At 55.6% G+C, this 15668-nt stretch carries 15 protein-coding genes; 8 read left to right on the top strand and 7 right to left on the bottom strand.

The features are described 5' to 3' along the window. Positions 1-198: 198 nt before the first annotated feature. The 7 genes from CU041_RS13885 to hydA all read left to right on the top strand — a co-directional run bounded on the left by CU041_RS13885 (position 199) and on the right by hydA (position 8414). Positions 199-1530 (top strand): aspartate aminotransferase family protein, encoded by a 1332-nt coding sequence (locus CU041_RS13885; protein WP_068517971.1) that lies wholly within the window; start codon positions 199-201, stop codon positions 1528-1530. Between the two features lie 242 nt (positions 1531-1772). Continuing rightward, a complete protein-coding gene (locus tag CU041_RS13880; RefSeq protein ID WP_101247381.1) occupies positions 1773-2639 on the top strand; it encodes a nitrilase-related carbon-nitrogen hydrolase in 867 nt (288 codons plus the stop codon). Positions 2640-2898: 259 nt separating this feature from the next. Further along, on the top strand, positions 2899-3690 hold the full coding sequence (locus tag CU041_RS13875; RefSeq protein WP_101247581.1) for an ABC transporter ATP-binding protein: 792 nt from the start codon (positions 2899-2901) through the stop codon (positions 3688-3690). Further along, on the top strand, positions 3680-4609 hold the full coding sequence (locus CU041_RS13870) for an ABC transporter permease (protein WP_068517973.1): 930 nt from the start codon (positions 3680-3682) through the stop codon (positions 4607-4609). The genes CU041_RS13875 and CU041_RS13870 overlap by 11 nt, the downstream gene beginning before the upstream one ends. Next, a complete protein-coding gene (locus tag CU041_RS13865) occupies positions 4606-5763 on the top strand; it encodes an ABC transporter permease (protein ID WP_101247380.1) in 1158 nt (385 codons plus the stop codon). The genes CU041_RS13870 and CU041_RS13865 overlap by 4 nt, the downstream gene beginning before the upstream one ends. A gap of 61 nt (positions 5764-5824) precedes the next feature. Then, positions 5825-6811, top strand: a complete 987-nt coding sequence (locus tag CU041_RS13860; RefSeq protein WP_068517975.1) for an ABC transporter substrate-binding protein — start codon at positions 5825-5827, stop codon at positions 6809-6811. A 151-nt stretch (positions 6812-6962) separates the two neighbouring features. After that, positions 6963-8414: a dihydropyrimidinase gene (hydA, locus tag CU041_RS13855; RefSeq protein WP_068517998.1), complete on the top strand. Its 1452-nt coding sequence runs from the start codon at positions 6963-6965 to the stop codon at positions 8412-8414. Positions 8415-8507: 93 nt separating this feature from the next. Here the strand turns inward: hydA and sugE are convergent, their stop codons facing one another. Continuing rightward, on the bottom strand, positions 8508-8828 hold the full coding sequence (gene sugE, locus CU041_RS13850) for a quaternary ammonium compound efflux SMR transporter SugE (RefSeq protein WP_101247379.1): 321 nt from the start codon (positions 8826-8828) through the stop codon (positions 8508-8510). A gap of 261 nt (positions 8829-9089) precedes the next feature. Between sugE and mobA the strand changes: the two genes are divergently transcribed. Further along, complete coding sequence (mobA, locus tag CU041_RS13845; protein WP_233433117.1) at positions 9090-9737, top strand: molybdenum cofactor guanylyltransferase; 648 nt, start codon at positions 9090-9092, stop codon at positions 9735-9737. A gap of 2 nt (positions 9738-9739) precedes the next feature. Here the strand turns inward: mobA and CU041_RS13840 are convergent, their stop codons facing one another. The 6 genes from CU041_RS13840 to CU041_RS13815 all read right to left on the bottom strand — a co-directional run bounded on the left by CU041_RS13840 (position 9740) and on the right by CU041_RS13815 (position 15661). After that, positions 9740-10591, bottom strand: coding sequence for a hypothetical protein (locus tag CU041_RS13840; RefSeq protein ID WP_170310238.1), 852 nt, complete (start codon positions 10589-10591; stop codon positions 9740-9742). An 85-nt stretch (positions 10592-10676) separates the two neighbouring features. Next, complete coding sequence (locus CU041_RS13835) at positions 10677-11561, bottom strand: tetratricopeptide repeat protein (RefSeq protein ID WP_233433116.1); 885 nt, start codon at positions 11559-11561, stop codon at positions 10677-10679. A 231-nt stretch (positions 11562-11792) separates the two neighbouring features. After that, entirely contained in the window at positions 11793-13547 is a 1755-nt protein-coding gene (locus CU041_RS13830) for an ABC transporter substrate-binding protein (RefSeq protein WP_101247579.1), read from the bottom strand. Between the two features lie 139 nt (positions 13548-13686). Next, positions 13687-13959 (bottom strand): DUF2160 domain-containing protein, encoded by a 273-nt coding sequence (locus CU041_RS13825; RefSeq protein ID WP_068517979.1) that lies wholly within the window; start codon positions 13957-13959, stop codon positions 13687-13689. 24 nt (positions 13960-13983) lie between these two features. Further along, on the bottom strand, positions 13984-14787 hold the full coding sequence (locus tag CU041_RS13820; protein WP_068517980.1) for a carbohydrate ABC transporter permease: 804 nt from the start codon (positions 14785-14787) through the stop codon (positions 13984-13986). Between the two features lies 1 nt (position 14788). Then, positions 14789-15661 carry a carbohydrate ABC transporter permease gene (locus CU041_RS13815; RefSeq protein WP_068517981.1) on the bottom strand — a complete coding sequence of 291 codons (873 nt, stop codon included), beginning with the start codon at positions 15659-15661 and terminating at the stop codon, positions 14789-14791. Positions 15662-15668 lie beyond the last annotated feature (7 nt).

Below are 15668 nucleotides of genomic sequence, written 5' to 3'. Positions count from 1 at the left end.
GCATGGGCGTGTCTCATGCTAACGATTTTTGCGTGCCTGTGAAACGGGCCGTTCCGGGTGTTGAATGTGCGACATATTGGTCACTTGATCGGACCTGCCAGACGATGCCGGAATGAAAGATGTCAGATGCCGGAAAAAGGGGTGCCCGCCACCCGACCGGTGTCAGGGAAGCAATAAAAAAGGTACGGGAGACCTTTTATGACAGCCACCACGAAAATCAGCCGTCCAAACGATCTTTCGGCGTTCTGGATGCCGTTTACGGCCAATCGCCAGTTCAAGCAGACCCCGCGCATGCTGGTTTCTGCCGATGGCATGTATTACAAAACCGATGATAATCGCGACATTCTTGACGGGACTGCGGGGCTTTGGTGCTGCAATGCCGGTCACAAGCGTCCGAAAATCGTCGAAGCCGTCAAGGCACAGATGGACGAACTGGATTATGCCCCGGCATTCCAGATGGGCCATCCCAAGGCGTTCGAGCTTGCAAGCCGTCTGGCGCAGCTCATGCCCGGCGACCTGAACCATGTTTTCTATACCAATTCGGGTTCTGAATCGGTTGAAACCGCGCTCAAGATCGCGCTGGCCTATCACCGTGCACGCGGCGATGGCCAGCGCACCCGCCTGATCGGTCGCGAACGCGGCTATCACGGTGTTAACTTTGGCGGCATTTCGGTCGGTGGCATTTCGGGCAACCGCAAAACATTTGGCCAGATGCTGGGTGGTGTTGATCATATCCGCCATACCTATTTGCCAGAAGAAAACGGTGTCACCCGTGGCATGCCCGAACATGGTGCGTTCCTGGCCGATGATCTTGAACGCATTTGCGCATTGCATGATCCGTCAACCATTGCAGCCGTGATTGTTGAACCGGTTGCCGGTTCGACCGGCGTTCTGATCCCGCCAAAGGGCTATCTTGAACGTCTGCGCGAAATTTGCACCAAGCACGGCATTCTTCTGATCTTTGATGAAGTCATCACCGGTTTCGGTCGTCTTGGCGCCCCGTTTGCGGTCGACTATTTCGGTGTTCAGCCCGATCTGGTCACGACGGCCAAAGGCCTTACCAACGGGACGATCCCGATGGGGGCAGTGTTCGCGACCGATGCAATCCATGATACCTTCATGACCGGTCCTGAAAACATGATCGAGCTGTTCCATGGCTATACCTATTCGGGCAACCCGGTTGCCTGTGCGGCCGGCCTTGCGACCCTTGAGACCTATGAAGAAGAAGGTCTTTATGAAAAGGGCAAGGAACTTGGCCAGTATTGGGAAGATGCGGTTCACAGCCTGATTGATCTGCCGCGTGTGAAGGATATCCGGAACCTTGGCCTGATCGGTGCGATCGAGCTTGAAGGGATCGAAGGTTTCCCGACCAAACGTGCGTTCAGTGCCTTCCTCAAGGCGTTTGAAAAAGGCATCCTGATCCGCACAACCGGCGACATCATTGCGCTTTCTCCGCCGCTGATCATTGAAAAATCACATATCGATCAGCTGTTCGGAACGCTGCGCGAAGTGCTTAAAGAGATCGACTAACATCGATGACTGATACCCCTTCGCCCCTGGGGGCGAAGGGCGGCTTGCCGGACTGATAAAAACCAAATGGTCCGGCAACGCCACGGAGGAAACATCTGTTTCGCGATTTTTTCGATCGCGTCCCTTCTGGGAATAGACCCGCATAAAACAAAACAGGGTCTTTGGGGGCGCGTTCGGACATAAGTCCGTCAGACCACAAAAGTGGCAAGGACATAAAATATCAGATCAAGGAGGTATCTCGGATGTCGATGCTGAGAGGCGGCCTGATTCAAATGAGCCTTAAGGGTTCAACCGATCAGGCGCCTGAAGAAATCCGCAAGGCCATGATCGAGGCACATCTGCCCCTTATTGAAGAGGCGGGCAAAAAAGGTGTGCAGGTCCTGTGTTTTCAGGAAGTTTTCACACAGCCCTATTTCTGTCCAAGCCAGGACAAGAAATGGTACGCCGCGGCGGAGAAAATCCCCGATGGCCCGACCACACAGCTGATGTGCGAACTGGCAGCCAAATATAAAATGGTGATCGTTGTTCCGATCTATGAGGAAGACATTACCGGGGTGTATTACAACACCGCTGCCGTGATTGACGCCGACGGTACCTATCTTGGGAAATACCGCAAAACCCATATCCCTCATGTCGCCGGTTTCTGGGAGAAATTCTTCTTCAAGCCGGGGGCTTCGGACTGGCCGGTCTTTGAGACCCAGTATTGCAAGCTTGGCGTCTATATCTGTTATGACCGCCACTTCCCGGAAGGCTGGCGGGCGCTGGCACTCAATGGGGCGGAATATATCGTCAACCCGTCAGCCACGGTTGCCGGGGTTTCGGAATATATCTGGAAACTCGAACAGCCGGCATCGGCGGTGGCCAATGGCTGCTTTATCGGGGCGATCAACCGGGTCGGGCGTGAACAGCCATGGGATATTGGCGAATTTTACGGCCAAAGCTATTTCGTCAATCCGCGCGGCGAAATCGAGGCCCAGGCATCCCGCGACAAGGATGAATTGCTGGTCCATGACATGGACATGTCGATGGTGCGCGAAATTCGCAATAACTGGCAATTCTTCCGGGACCGTCGGCCGTCGACCTATACGCGCCTGACGGACGGAAACTGATTTCATGATACCGGCGAGCGGGCAAAGGCCTGCTCGCCGTTTTGCTTTGACCGACCGGCGGGCAATGTCCCGCAATCCCGGCAATGACCGGGCAGACGCAACACATCCGTCTGATCAGATGTCGGCAAGGTTCAGGGCAACGTCCCTGAGGGAGGCTTCCGTAAAGTTGTTCCAGAAGAGACATTTCTGGTTCCGAGAGAGACATACGATCAGGGGAAACCCCATGACGCTAAAACAAGTCGTCAATAATGTTGCCGAGATGCCCGCATCAAAGGACGCCGTTGTTGATATCAAAAATCTGTCGCTGACATTCCAGACGGCCGATGGTCCGGTTTATGCGCTTTCCGATGTTGATCTGACGATCAATGAAGGCGATTTCGTTTCCTTTATCGGCCCGTCGGGCTGTGGCAAGACCACGCTGTTGCGCGTGATTGCCGATCTGGAAAAGCCGACCGGCGGCGATATTTCCATCAATGGTGTTTCGCCCGAACAGGCGCGTGAAAACCGGGCTTATGGCTATGTGTTTCAGGCCCCGGCACTTTTGCCGTGGCGCTCGATTGAACGCAATGTGACCTTGCCGCTGGAAATCATGGAGATTTCCAAGGAAGAGCGCATCAAGCGTGCGCATGACGCGCTTAAACTTGTTGAATTGAACGGCTTTGAAAAGAAATTCCCCTGGCAGCTTTCCGGCGGGATGCAGCAACGTGCATCGATTGCGCGCGCGCTGTCATTTGATGCCGATCTGCTGTTGATGGATGAACCGTTTGGCGCGCTTGACGAAATCGTGCGTGACCATTTGAACGAGCAGCTTCTGAAATTGTGGGCGCGCACCAACAAGACGGTGGCCTTTGTGACCCACTCGATCCCCGAGGCGGTCTATCTGTCGACCAAGATTGTCGTCATGTCACCGCGTCCGGGGCGGATCATTGATGTGATCGAAACCGATTTCCCGCGTGACCGCAGTCTTGATATCCGTGAAACACCGGAATTCCTCGAAATTGCGCATCGGGTTCGCGAAGGTTTGCGCGCGGGGCACAGCAATGACGAGTAACACCGCCACCATGACCGGGTCCCTTGCCGGACCGTCGATCTGGTCGCGCATGATGGCGGGACAGACCGGTCCGGTCTGTGTTGTTCTGATTGCGCTGTTTGTTCTTTGGTATGTCGGGGCGGTCTTCATGAATGCACCGACCCAGATCGACAAATATAACCGTGCCGATCAGACCTGGACCACCAGCCAGCTGATCGAAGATACCCTGGCACAGGAACGTCCGATCCTGCCGGCCCCCCATCAGGTGGCCCAGGAAATGTATAAAACCATCTTTGCCACCAAGATCACGTCAAAGCGCTCGCTGGTCTATCACAGCTGGGTAACGCTTTCCTCGACCCTGCTTGGTTTTGGCATTGGCACCATTCTTGGCATCGTTCTGGCGGTGGGCATTGTTCATGTCATGACGCTTGAAAAAAGCCTGATGCCATGGGTGATTTCATCGCAAACCATCCCGATCCTTGCCATTGCCCCGATGATCATCGTGGTTCTGGGCGCCATCGGGATCAAGGGCGTGGTGCCCAAGGCGGTGATTTCGACCTATTTGTGCTTTTTCCCGGTGACCATCAGCATGGTCAAGGGCCTGCGGTCACCACAAGTCATCCAGCTTGATCTGATGCGGACCTATAATGCTTCGAAATGGCAGACCTTCTGGCAGCTTCGTCTGCCATCGGCGATGCCATACCTGTTTGCCAGCCTGAAAGTGGCGATTGCCATCAGTCTGGTCGGGGCCATTGTCGGTGAATTGCCGACCGGCGCACAGGCGGGGCTTGGGGCGCGTTTGCTTGCCGGCTCCTATTACGGACAAACCATTCAGATCTGGTCCGCCCTACTGACCGCGGCCTTTGTTGCGGCGATGATGGTGGTGATTGTCGGGTGGTTTGAACGCCGGGTTCTGGCCCGCATGGGGGTAAAGTCATGACCCCGATGAAACTTGACAAATTCTGTCTGGTCGGCGCGATTGCGGCCCTTCTGGCGCTGATCTTTCCGCTGGCCGGGATTGATCCCGATACCGGAAAACAGGTTGCCTTTGTCGGCGATATTCCCGGTCTTGCCATTGCCATGGCGCTGTGTGTGATTGCCGGTGCGGCTTTCACATGGCTTGGCGTACGCACCGTCATCAGCGGGGCGGTCATTCTGGCGGTGGCGGTATTTGGGTGCAGCCAGGCGATCGCGACCCTGTATGATTACGGGGTGGCCGGATATGCCGGAACCGGGTTCTGGTTGTTCATCATTTCGCTGTGGGCTTTTGTCTGGCGCGGGATTGATGTGATTGCCAATTACCGTTCGCTTGAAATGGCCAAACAGCAGGCGGCCAATGTGATTGTGCCGGTGGCCTTCGGGGTCTGGTTGCTGTTTGTCTGGGAAGTTGTGGTATCGGGCTTTGGCGTGCCACAGGTTCTGTTGCCCCCGCCCAGCATGATCGGGGTCCGGTTTGTGACATCGACCGATATCATGGCGGCGGACTTCTATCAGACCTTTGTGAAGGCGGTGCTGAGCGGCTATGTGCTTGGTTGCGGGTCGGCCTTTGTCATGGCGATTGCCGTTGACCGTGTGCCGTTCCTCAAACGTGGTCTGTTGCCGCTGGGCAATATGGTTTCGGCCCTTCCGATCATCGGGGTCGCCCCGATCATGGTGATGTGGTTCGGCTTTGACTGGCAATCAAAGGCAGCGGTCATTGTGATCATGACCTTCTTCCCGATGCTGGTGAATACGGTGACCGGGCTGAATGCGGCGGGGAAACTTGAACGCGACCTGATGGCGACCTATGCGTCGGGCTATTGGTCGACCCTGTTCCGGTTGCGGTTGCCCGCGGCCATGCCGTTTGTGTTCAACGCACTTAAAATCAATTCCACGCTTGCGCTGATTGGCGCAATCGTCGCCGAATTTTTCGGCACCCCGATTGTGGGGATGGGCTTCCGCATTTCGACCGAGGTCGGGCGGATGAACATCGACATGGTCTGGGCAGAGATCGCTTTGGCGGCCCTTGCGGGGACCGTCTTCTATGGGGCCGTGGCTTATATTGAGAGAAAAGCGACGTCATGGCATCCATCATTCCGGGTACGTCGCCATTAAAGGCACAATCAAAGACGACCCGCCGGGAGGACTTGACTACAACCTGAGGAGACATCGACGAATGAAGAAATTGTTTGCGACTGCATTGGGGTTGAGTTTTGGTCTGACATCGTTTTCGGCGATGGCAGCAGATGAAGTAACCTTGCAGCTTAAATGGGTCACACAGGCCCAGTTTGCCGGGTATTACGTGGCCCTTGATAAAGGTTTCTACGAAGAAGCCGATCTTGACGTGACCATCAATCCGGGCGGCCCGGACATCGCCCCGCCACAGGTGATTGCCGGTGGTGGTGCCGATGTGATCATTGACTGGATGCCATCCGCACTTGCATCGCGTGAAAAGGGTGTGCCGCTGGTCAATATTGCACAGCCGTTTGCCAAATCTGGCATGATGCTGACCTGCCTTAAGGAAACCGGTGTCGAAAGCCCCGATGACTTCCCGGGGCGTACCCTTGGTGTCTGGTTCTTTGGCAACGAATATCCGTTCCTGAGCTGGATGTCGAAACTTGGCATTCCGACCGATGGCGGGGATAAGGGCGTTACCGTCCTGAAACAGGGCTTTAACGTTGATCCGCTGCTTCAGAAGCAGGCCGATTGCATTTCCACCATGACCTATAACGAATACTGGCAGGTGATTGATGCCGGTATTTCGGCAGACGACCTTAAGGTCTTCAAATACGAAGACCAGGGCGTCGCCACCCTTGAAGACGGCCTTTATGTTCTTGAAGACAATCTCAAGGACCCGGCATTTGTCGACAAGATGGCGCGTTTCGTTGAAGCCAGCATGAAGGGCTGGATGTATGCGAAAGAAAACCCGGAAGAAGCTGCCGGCATCGTTCTGGACAATGATGCAACCGGTGCGCAGACCGAAAAACATCAGGTCCGCATGATGACGGAAATTGCCAAGCTTCTGGGCGATAGTGCAGCCCTTGACGAAGCAGCCTATCAGCGCACCGTCGACAGCCTGCTGTCGGGTGGGTCTGACCCGGTCATCACCAAGGAACCGGAAGGTGCCTGGACCCATGTCGTAACCGACAAGGCGTCGATGTAATCCGATCATGATCGGCCCGGCGGCGATGTGTGACCCGCCGGGCTGACCTCCCGATTTTGTGTTTGAACAAGGCCCGGACCCGTCCGGGAAAAGGGTGAAATGCCGGGATGGCCCGCAACTTTTCGCCAAACAGACAGACAAGGAGCCACCCATGTCCATGGTTATTCGTGGCGGAACCATTGTTACCGCCGATCTGACATACAAATCCGACATCCTGATCGAAGACGGCAAGATTGCCGCGATCGGGGACAATCTGACCGGGGACAAGGTGATTGACGCCGATGGCTGCTATGTGATGCCCGGCGGGATTGATCCGCACACCCATATGGAAATGCCCTTTATGGGGACCTATTCCGAAGACGATTTCGAAAGCGGCACCAAGGCCGCGGTTGCCGGTGGCACGACCATGGTGGTGGATTTCTGTCTTCCGGCCCCCAATCAGTCGCTGCTCGAAGCATTGCAGGCCTGGGACAACAAATCTTCCAAGGCGGTATGTGACTATTCCTTCCACATGGCGATCACCTGGTGGAGCGAGCAGGTCTTTGACGAAATGAAGACCGTCGTGCAGGAAAAAGGCATCAACACCTTCAAGCATTTCATGGCCTATAAGGGGGCTCTGATGGTGGATGATGACGAGATGTTTGCATCCTTCTCGCGTTGTTCGGAACTGGGCGCGATGCCGCTTGTTCATGCCGAAAACGGCGATGTGGTCGCCACCCTTCAGCAGAAATTGCTGGCCGAAGGCAATAACGGCCCCGAAGCCCATGCCTATTCCCGGCCTGTGGATGTCGAGGGCGAGGCGTGCAACCGTGCGATCATGATTGCCGATATGGCCAATGTGCCGCTTTATATCGTGCATGTATCGTGCGAACCGGCCCATGAAGCCATCCGTCGCGCACGCGCCAATGGCAAGCGCGTGTTTGGCGAACCGTTGATCCAGCACCTGATCCTTGATGACAGCGAATACAAGAATGCCGATTGGGATCATGCCGCACGCCGCGTCATGTCCCCGCCATTCCGCAGCAAGGAACATCAGGACGGGCTTTGGAATGGTCTGGCATCGGGCAGTTTGCAGGTGGTGGCGACCGACCATTGCGCTTTCACCACCGAACAGAAACGCATGGGTGTAGGCGATTTCACCAAAATCCCGAACGGTACCGGCGGTCTTGAAGACCGCATGCCGCTTCTGTGGACTTATGGGGTCAATACCGGTCGTCTGACCATGAACGAGTTTGTTGCGGCAACCTCGACCAATATTGCCAAGATCCTGAACATCTATCCGCGCAAAGGCGCGGTTCTGGTCGGGGCGGATGCCGATCTTGTGGTCTGGGATCCCAAGGCCTCGAAAACCATTACCGCCGAACATCAGCAATCGGCAATCGATTACAACGTGTTCGAAGGCATCGAGGTCACTGGTCTTCCGCGCTATACCATCAGCCGCGGGCGCATTGCCGCCGAAGAAGGCGTGGTTCTGGCCAAATGCGGCGACGGCGAATTCATCGCCCGCGAACCTTATCCGGCGGTCAACAAGGCCCTTTCCAAATGGAAAGAAATCACATCCCCGCGCAAGGTCGAACGCAAAGGCATCCCGGCCGGCGTCTAGGCCGCGATTGGGCAGGTTGAAACAGAAACGGGGCAGCCAGTGGCTGCCCCGTTTTGCATGTATCGAAAATGAATGTGCTGATGGCGACCGCGATCAGGCCGGGCTGAACAGTTTCAGCATCACGATCCCGCCAAGGATCATGCAGATCGCAATCAGGCGACCGACATTGGCAGGTTCACCGACCATGAGGATGCCAAAGATTACGGCACCAGCGGCACCTATACCGGTCCAGATCGCATAAGCCGTTCCAATCGGAATGGAACGCATGGCGATTGAAAGTAGCCAGAAGCTGGCTGCAATCGCGGTAATGGTCAGGGCGCTTGGGATGAGCTTGGTGAAACCTTCAGTGTATTTCAGACCAATCGCCCAGCAAATTTCCAGAAATCCGGCAATAACCAACGCTGTCCAGGCCATGGGGGCCTCCTGTCTTGCGGGGCCGTCCCCATTGATTGGATCAGGAATACCGGTCGTCCGGTATCGAGGTGGAAAGTCGAACTATCTGTAACCAGTCTAATTCAATGACTGCAGTGCGACAATTTAAAAATGATGCGATGCAGCATTGTTGTTTAGTCATGAATGTGCCTTTGTCACAATACGAAAGATGCATGCTGCCAAGCTCTGGATTATGATGAGGTCATCAAATTAATTGCCCCAATTCAAAGGTTTGCTGACGTTGTGACGAAATCTGATCAAACCCGCTTTTCTATGATCGCGATCGCCGGTCTTGTTCTGGCCGGTGGGGAAGGGCGGCGTATGGGGGGGGACAAGCCGTTTCGCCAGATTGGCGGGCGCCCACTGATTGCGATGGCCGTTGAAAATGCCGGGCGGCATTGTGACCCCGTGATGATTTCATCAAACCAGCCGCCCGAAGCATTTGCCGCATACAAAGCAAATGTGGTGGCCGATATCCCCAAGGCCGGGCAGGGGCCGCTTGGCGGGGTTCTGGGCGGTTTGACGGCATTGCCCGACGGGGTCGACTGGCTGGTGACTTTTCCGGTTGATTGCCCGGTGGTGCCTGATGATATGGCAGCCAAGCTGGTATCGGCGGCCCTTGATGCCGGGGTTCGGGCGGCTTTTGCCCGGCATGGCGATCGTGATCATTATCTGTCATCGGCCTGGCACCGTGAAAGCGCGCCGGTGATTGCAAAATTGCTGGCTGATGATGATCGCCGGGTGCGTGCCCCGTTGCAGGCACTGGACGCGGTTGCGGTGACATTTCCCCGTCAGGCAAGCGATCTGGCTATGTTTGCCAATGCCAATACGATTGATGATCTGGCCGAACTTGAAAAGATGCTGGCAGCCCGGCCGTCAAAAGGTATGTGATCTTAATGTGCGGGTTCTGACCAGCGGGTATAGAAAGCGTGAATTTCGCGGCGATTTTCCGGGTTGGACAGCAACAGATTTACCGCATCAATGATCTTTCGGGCCTGCTGTTTGTCGCCGCTGCATGACACCGGCAGGGGGCGGCGCGGCACCCCGACAATCGGCACTGCCACAGTGTCACGGTCAAGCTGAGCAGTTTCGCGATAGTAATTCACATTGACCTCATAGGCGATGAACCCGTCAATGCGGCGGACATCAAACAGCCGAACAACCATTTCGGTCGTGCCGGCACTTTGGGTCATATGGGCGTTTAAAAAGTCATTGATGCCGGGCACCAGTCCCTCGTCAAAGCGATAGCCCACCGATATGCCGATCGACAGTTTGTCCTGACCGGCCAGAAGGCCCAGATCAACCGCCCCGTCACGCATGGCAAAGCGCAAATCAGGCAGCTTTTCTGGGGCGATGAACAAGTGGATCGGATGCAATTCCATCACCGGGTCGGAGAACAGCATATATTCGCTGCGTAGTGCACTTTCGAACAGAAAGTTCGAACAGATGAATTGCCCCTTGGCCATTTCATCAAGGACCTTGGGCACCGGCATTACACGTATCTCGTGGTGAAATTCGGGAAGATGGCTGATCAGCCAGTCGGTCGTGCGCTGCAAATAGCCTTCGCCAACGGACGGGCCTTCGGTGATCACTGCAGGGGCAGAGGGCACCTGTTGCCAGATGATTTCAAGCGGAACGTGATCGGATGCCTTGGCATCCGGGCTTGAAACTGCACAGCTCATTGCCAACAAAAGACAGATCGCAGTCCATCTGAAAGTTACAATAAATCGTGCAAACCGTTCCACACCACATCCCCGGATAAATCTACCCGAAGTATGTGTGGATTCCGGTCATTTTATCAAGACAAGAGATGCCCGCGCCCCGACAAATTTACCTTACGGCACAGGGCTTCCACGGGGTCCATGGCTGATAGTTTTCAAAGAAGGTCGCAAGGAACTGGTCGACCCGTTCGCGGTTGGCTGCGCGGTCCTGTTCGCCAAGGTCCTTGTCAAACTTTGCGCAGTTCTTTTCAACCGCATCCCCGATGGATTTCCAGTCGACATGTTCGTTATGACCGGGAAGGCCGGTGGCAATCGCACACCAGCCAACGGCCTCTGCGGTATCGTCAACCGACCGTGCTTCTTCGGCAAGATAGGCCGCGGCCCGCATTTCACCACGCTGGGCGGCAGAACGAAGATATTGATACCGGCCGCTGTCGGTTTTGGTGAAACGGTTGGCAAGAAGGGTTGCCGCACGCGGATCGCCAAGTTCCCACGCCTTTTCAAGTAGGGCCTTGGCATCGTCCGGTTTACCCTGATCAAGCGCGTCAAGGGCCAGCCAAAGCATGGCCTGTGTTTCGCCCTGATCTGCACTTTGTTGATAAAGCGCCCGGATCTGGTCGGTCGGGGCGCCGGATGCTTCGAGTTTGCGGGCCATGATGATGCTGGCATCTGGGTGCCGGTTGTCGGTGGCCTGTTGCATCATGTCCCAACCGGTTGCCTCATCGGCACTGACACCCGCCCCGTTGATCATCTGACAGGACAAAAGATATTGCGCGGTGGCATCGCCGTTCCGGGCAAGCGGGGTAAAAATTTTCGCCGATTTTTCGAAGTTGCCGTGGCGATAGGCCGAAACACCTTCATCAAGCATCGACCCGGCAAATGCCGGTGCCGACAGGGTCACGTGTCCGGCAATAACAAGCACCAAAGCACGCAGGGATCGGCGCAACAGTTTGGTTTGCGGCATCTTTGAAAAAGGATCGGTCAGATATGTCATGAAGGTCGGGACCCTGTGCCTTGTTTGCAAATCCGGGCGGAAAAAGGCGGGACCGGCTTTCCGCCAAAAGGGGAAAGTCAGTCCCGTAAGGTGCGCTCATTGCAGGGAGGTAAAAAGCATTGGAAATGTGAATGTGATGAAATGGATGGCTGAAAATCGATCAAACAATAAAGCGATATCGGGGACGGCCGGGGATGAAAAACACCCCCGGCACCCCCAGTAGTGTGGCTCCTAGTTTTTCTGAGCCGCACGCCATTCCGCGATCAGATCGTCATATTTGACGGTCTCACCCTGCGGTTTTTCGTTTGCGAGTTTCGCTTTCGGTGCACCGGGCTGGTCGAACCAGTATTGTGCATCACGTTCTTCGTTCAGTTTCGGTGCGCATTCGCCACCGATGCCTGCACGTTCCAGACGCTGAAGAACACGGTCCATCGAGGTCGCAAGGTTATCCATTGCTTCCTGCGGGGTGCGTTCGCCGGTTACAGCTTCGGCAACGTTCTGCCACCAGAGCTGAGCCAGTTTCGGATAATCCGGAACGTTGGTACCGGTCGGCGACCACTGGACACGGGCCGGGGAACGATAGAATTCAACCAGACCACCCCAGTTCGGTGCGATATCGGTCATTTCCTGGGTGTCCAGGTCAGACTGACGGATTGGGGTCAGACCGGTCAGGGTCTTTTTCAGCGATACGGATTTCGAGGTTACGAACTGCGCATAAAGCCATGCAGCTTTGCGGCGCTCAAGCGGGGTGGACTTCATCAGGGTCCAGGAACCCACATCCTGATAGCCAAGCTTCATGCCTTCTTCCCAGTACGGGCCGTGCGGGGACGGTGCCATACGCCATTTCGGCGTGCCATCGTCATTCACAACCGGGGTGCCTTTTTTCGCCATGTCGGCGGTAAAAGCGGTGTACCAGAAGATCTGCTGTGCGATCTGGCCCTGTGCCGGAACCGGACCAGCTTCGCCAAAGGTCATGCCAGCGGCTTCTGCCGGGGCATAGGCCTTGAGCCAGTCGATATATTTGGTCAGGGCGTAAACAGCCGCCGGGCCGTTGGCCGCACCACCACGGGTCACGCTTGAACCGGCCGGTGCGCAGCCTTCAACGCGGATGCCCCATTCGTCAACCGGAAGACCGTTCGGAAGGCCCTTGTCGCCAGCACCTGCCATCGACAGCCACGCATCGGTAAAGCGCCAACCTAGCGACGGGTCCTTTTTACCGTAATCCATGTGGCCATAGACTTTCTGACCGTCGATTTCACCGACATCGTTGGTGAAGAATTCGGCGATGTCTTCATATGCCGACCAGTTGACCGGAACGCCAAGGTCATAGCCGTATTTGTCCTTGAACTGCTTTTGCAGGTCTTCACGCTGGAACCAGTCATAGCGGAACCAGTAAAGGTTCGCGAACTGCTGGTCAGGAAGCTGATAAAGCTTGCCATCCGGGCCGGTGGTGAAAGACAGACCGATGAAATCTTCAAGATCAAGGGTTGGGGAGGTAACGTCTTTGCCTTCGCCGGACATGAAGTCGGAAAGCGGCACAACCGCGTCATAGCGCGAATGGGTACCGATCAGGTCCGAGTCATTGATATAGGCGTCATAGATGTTACGGTTCGACTGCATCTGGGTTTGCAGTTTCTCGATAACGTCACCTTCACCAATCAGGTCGTGGGTCAGGTTGATCCCGGTGATTTCCGAGAAAGCCTTTGCCAGAACCTTGGATTCATATTCGTGCGTGGTGATGGTTTCGGACACCACGTTGATGTCCATGCCACGGAACGGCTCGGCTGCCTTGATGAACCATTCCAGTTCGGCCATCTGGGCATCCTTGCTCAGGCTCGACGGCTGAAACTCGCTGTCGATCCATTTCTTGGCCGCGTCAGTATACTGGTCAGCCATGGCCGGGTTGGCCAGTACAGCAAGACCAAGAGCGACTGCAACGGCACTGCCTTTAACAACGCTCGAAGCGCCTTTGGCTTTAACGATCATGTCGTTTTCTCCCTGGTTGTCTTCCTTTTTGCTCATCCGGATCAAACCCGGTCATCAACGGCAGGGGAAGACAGACAACCCGCCGCGACGAATATCAAGGGAACGGCACTGCGACAGATCACAGCGCCGTTCCCCGGGATCATCCCCAGCGCATCACAATGATGAGCCAGGCCAGTGCGATCACCGAACCGACCCAAAGGGCGATGTCGGTAAAGGCCAGCCATCCAAGATGGATATAGGCCGCACCCAGTAGACTGATGAAAAGGCGGTCACCGCGCGTGGTGGTCAGCGGCAAGAAGCCGCGCCGCGGGACGGTTGGTGATACCGCCTGCCAAATTCCCATTCCGATCAGCATCAAGATGATGCAGCTGAAAAACACAGCGGTAATCGGGGTCCAGGCCATCCAAGACATGTTGATATTCCTCCTGTTTGCCGATTACACGCGACCCATCGCGAAACCTTTGGCGATGTAGTTGCGCACAAACCAGATCACCAAGGCCCCCGGGACGATTGTCAAAACACCCGCTGCTGCCAGCACACCCCAATCAAGGCCCGATGCCGAAACCGTACGGGTCATGGTGGCCACGATCGGTTTTGCATCGACCGAGGTCAGGGTGCGGGCCAAAAGCAGTTCAACCCAGCTGAACATGAAGCAGAAGAAGGCGGTCACCCCGATGCCCGACCGGATCAGCGGAATGAAGATTGTGGCAAAGAAGCGCGGGAACGAATAACCGTCGATATAGGCGGTTTCATCGATTTCCTTGGGAATGCCCGACATGAAGCCTTCCAAAATCCACACCGCCAGCGGCACGTTGAACAGGCAGTGCGCAAGGGCCACGGCAATATGGGTGTCAAACAGGCCGACACTTGAATAAAGCTGGAAAAACGGCAACAGGAACACGGCCGGCGGCGCCATGCGGTTGGTCAGAAGCCAGAAGAACAGATGCTTGTCGCCGGTAAAGTTGAACCGCGAGAATGCATAAGCCGCCGGAAGGGCCACAACCAGCGAAATGATTACGTTGATCCCGACATAGATCATCGAGTTGATATAACCCGAATACCATGCCGGATCGGTCAGGATCGTCGCATAGTTCGCCAAGGTCGGATTATCCGGGAACAGGGTCATGGCCCCCAGGATTTCCGTATTGGTCTTGATCGACATGTTGAACAGCCAATAGATCGGCAGCAACAGGAACAGGATATAAAGAAGAAGTCCGATATGACGTTTCTGGAAGTGCATTTTATTGTTCCTCCCGCTTTCCGGCGTTCATCACGACGGTATAGAAAACCCAGCAAACCAGCAGAATGATCAGGAAGTAGACCAGCGAGAAGGCCGCAGCAGGCCCAAGGTCAAACTGGCCGACCGCCATACGGGTCAGGAACTGGCTAAGGAAGGTTGTGGCATTACCCGGTCCGCCGCCGGTCAGGACGAACGGTTCGGTATAGATCATGAAGCTGTCCATAAAGCGCAGCAGAACACCGATCACGAGAACCGACTGCATTTTCGGAAGCTGGATAAAGCGGAACACGGCCCAGCGCGATGCGCCGTCAATTTTGGCCGCCTGATAATAGGCATCCGGGATCGAACGCAACCCGGCATAGCACAGCAGAACAATCAGGCTGGTCCAGTGCCATACATCCATGACAAGAACCGTGACCCATGCATCCATCGGGTTCTGGGAATAGTTATAGTCAATGCCCAGAAGATTGATGACATAACCGCCAAGACCAATATCGGCACGGCCGAAAATCTGCCAGATGGTGCCAACCACGTTCCAAGGAATAAGCAGCGGCAAGGCCAGCAGAACCATCGATGCCGAAACGCCCCAGCCCTTGCGCGGCAGGGTCAGCGCAACCGCAATCCCCAGCGGGATTTCGATGAACAGAACGCTGAGTGTATAGATGATCTGACGGATCAGCGCATCATGCAGGCGGCTGTCGCCCAGAACCTGTTCGAACCATTCGGTGCCGACAAAGAACCGGGTTTGCGGATCAAAAATGTCCTGAACGGAATAGTTCACAACCGTCATCAGCGGAATGATCGCACTGATGGCAACGATGAAGAACACTGGCAGGACGAGGAACCAGGCCTTGTTGTTGGTAATCTTGTTCATTTCCCCA

Origin of the sequence: Thalassospira povalilytica, from assembly GCF_002844235.1 — a bacterium.
GTDB lineage: Bacteria > Pseudomonadota > Alphaproteobacteria > Rhodospirillales > Thalassospiraceae > Thalassospira > Thalassospira povalilytica.
This window is presented reverse-complemented; position numbering and strand designations above follow the sequence as displayed.

Coding starts and splice junctions, on each gene's coding strand:
- CU041_RS13865 (WP_101247380.1), top strand. CDS start 4,606: ATGACCCCGATGAAACTTGACAAATTCTGTCTGGTCGGCGCGATTGCG.
- CU041_RS13820 (WP_068517980.1), bottom strand. CDS start 14,787: ATGCACTTCCAGAAACGTCATATCGGACTTCTTCTTTATATCCTGTTC.
- sugE (WP_101247379.1), bottom strand. CDS start 8,828: ATGGCCTGGACAGCGTTGGTTATTGCCGGATTTCTGGAAATTTGCTGG.
- CU041_RS13835 (WP_233433116.1), bottom strand. CDS start 11,561: ATGACATATCTGACCGATCCTTTTTCAAAGATGCCGCAAACCAAACTG.
- CU041_RS13825 (WP_068517979.1), bottom strand. CDS start 13,959: ATGTCTTGGATGGCCTGGACCCCGATTACCGCTGTGTTTTTCAGCTGC.
- CU041_RS13885 (WP_068517971.1), top strand. CDS start 199: ATGACAGCCACCACGAAAATCAGCCGTCCAAACGATCTTTCGGCGTTC.
- CU041_RS13815 (WP_068517981.1), bottom strand. CDS start 15,661: ATGAACAAGATTACCAACAACAAGGCCTGGTTCCTCGTCCTGCCAGTG.
- CU041_RS13830 (WP_101247579.1), bottom strand. CDS start 13,547: ATGATCGTTAAAGCCAAAGGCGCTTCGAGCGTTGTTAAAGGCAGTGCC.
- CU041_RS13870 (WP_068517973.1), top strand. CDS start 3,680: ATGACGAGTAACACCGCCACCATGACCGGGTCCCTTGCCGGACCGTCG.
- CU041_RS13875 (WP_101247581.1), top strand. CDS start 2,899: ATGCCCGCATCAAAGGACGCCGTTGTTGATATCAAAAATCTGTCGCTG.
- CU041_RS13880 (WP_101247381.1), top strand. CDS start 1,773: ATGTCGATGCTGAGAGGCGGCCTGATTCAAATGAGCCTTAAGGGTTCA.
- CU041_RS13860 (WP_068517975.1), top strand. CDS start 5,825: ATGAAGAAATTGTTTGCGACTGCATTGGGGTTGAGTTTTGGTCTGACA.
- hydA (WP_068517998.1), top strand. CDS start 6,963: ATGTCCATGGTTATTCGTGGCGGAACCATTGTTACCGCCGATCTGACA.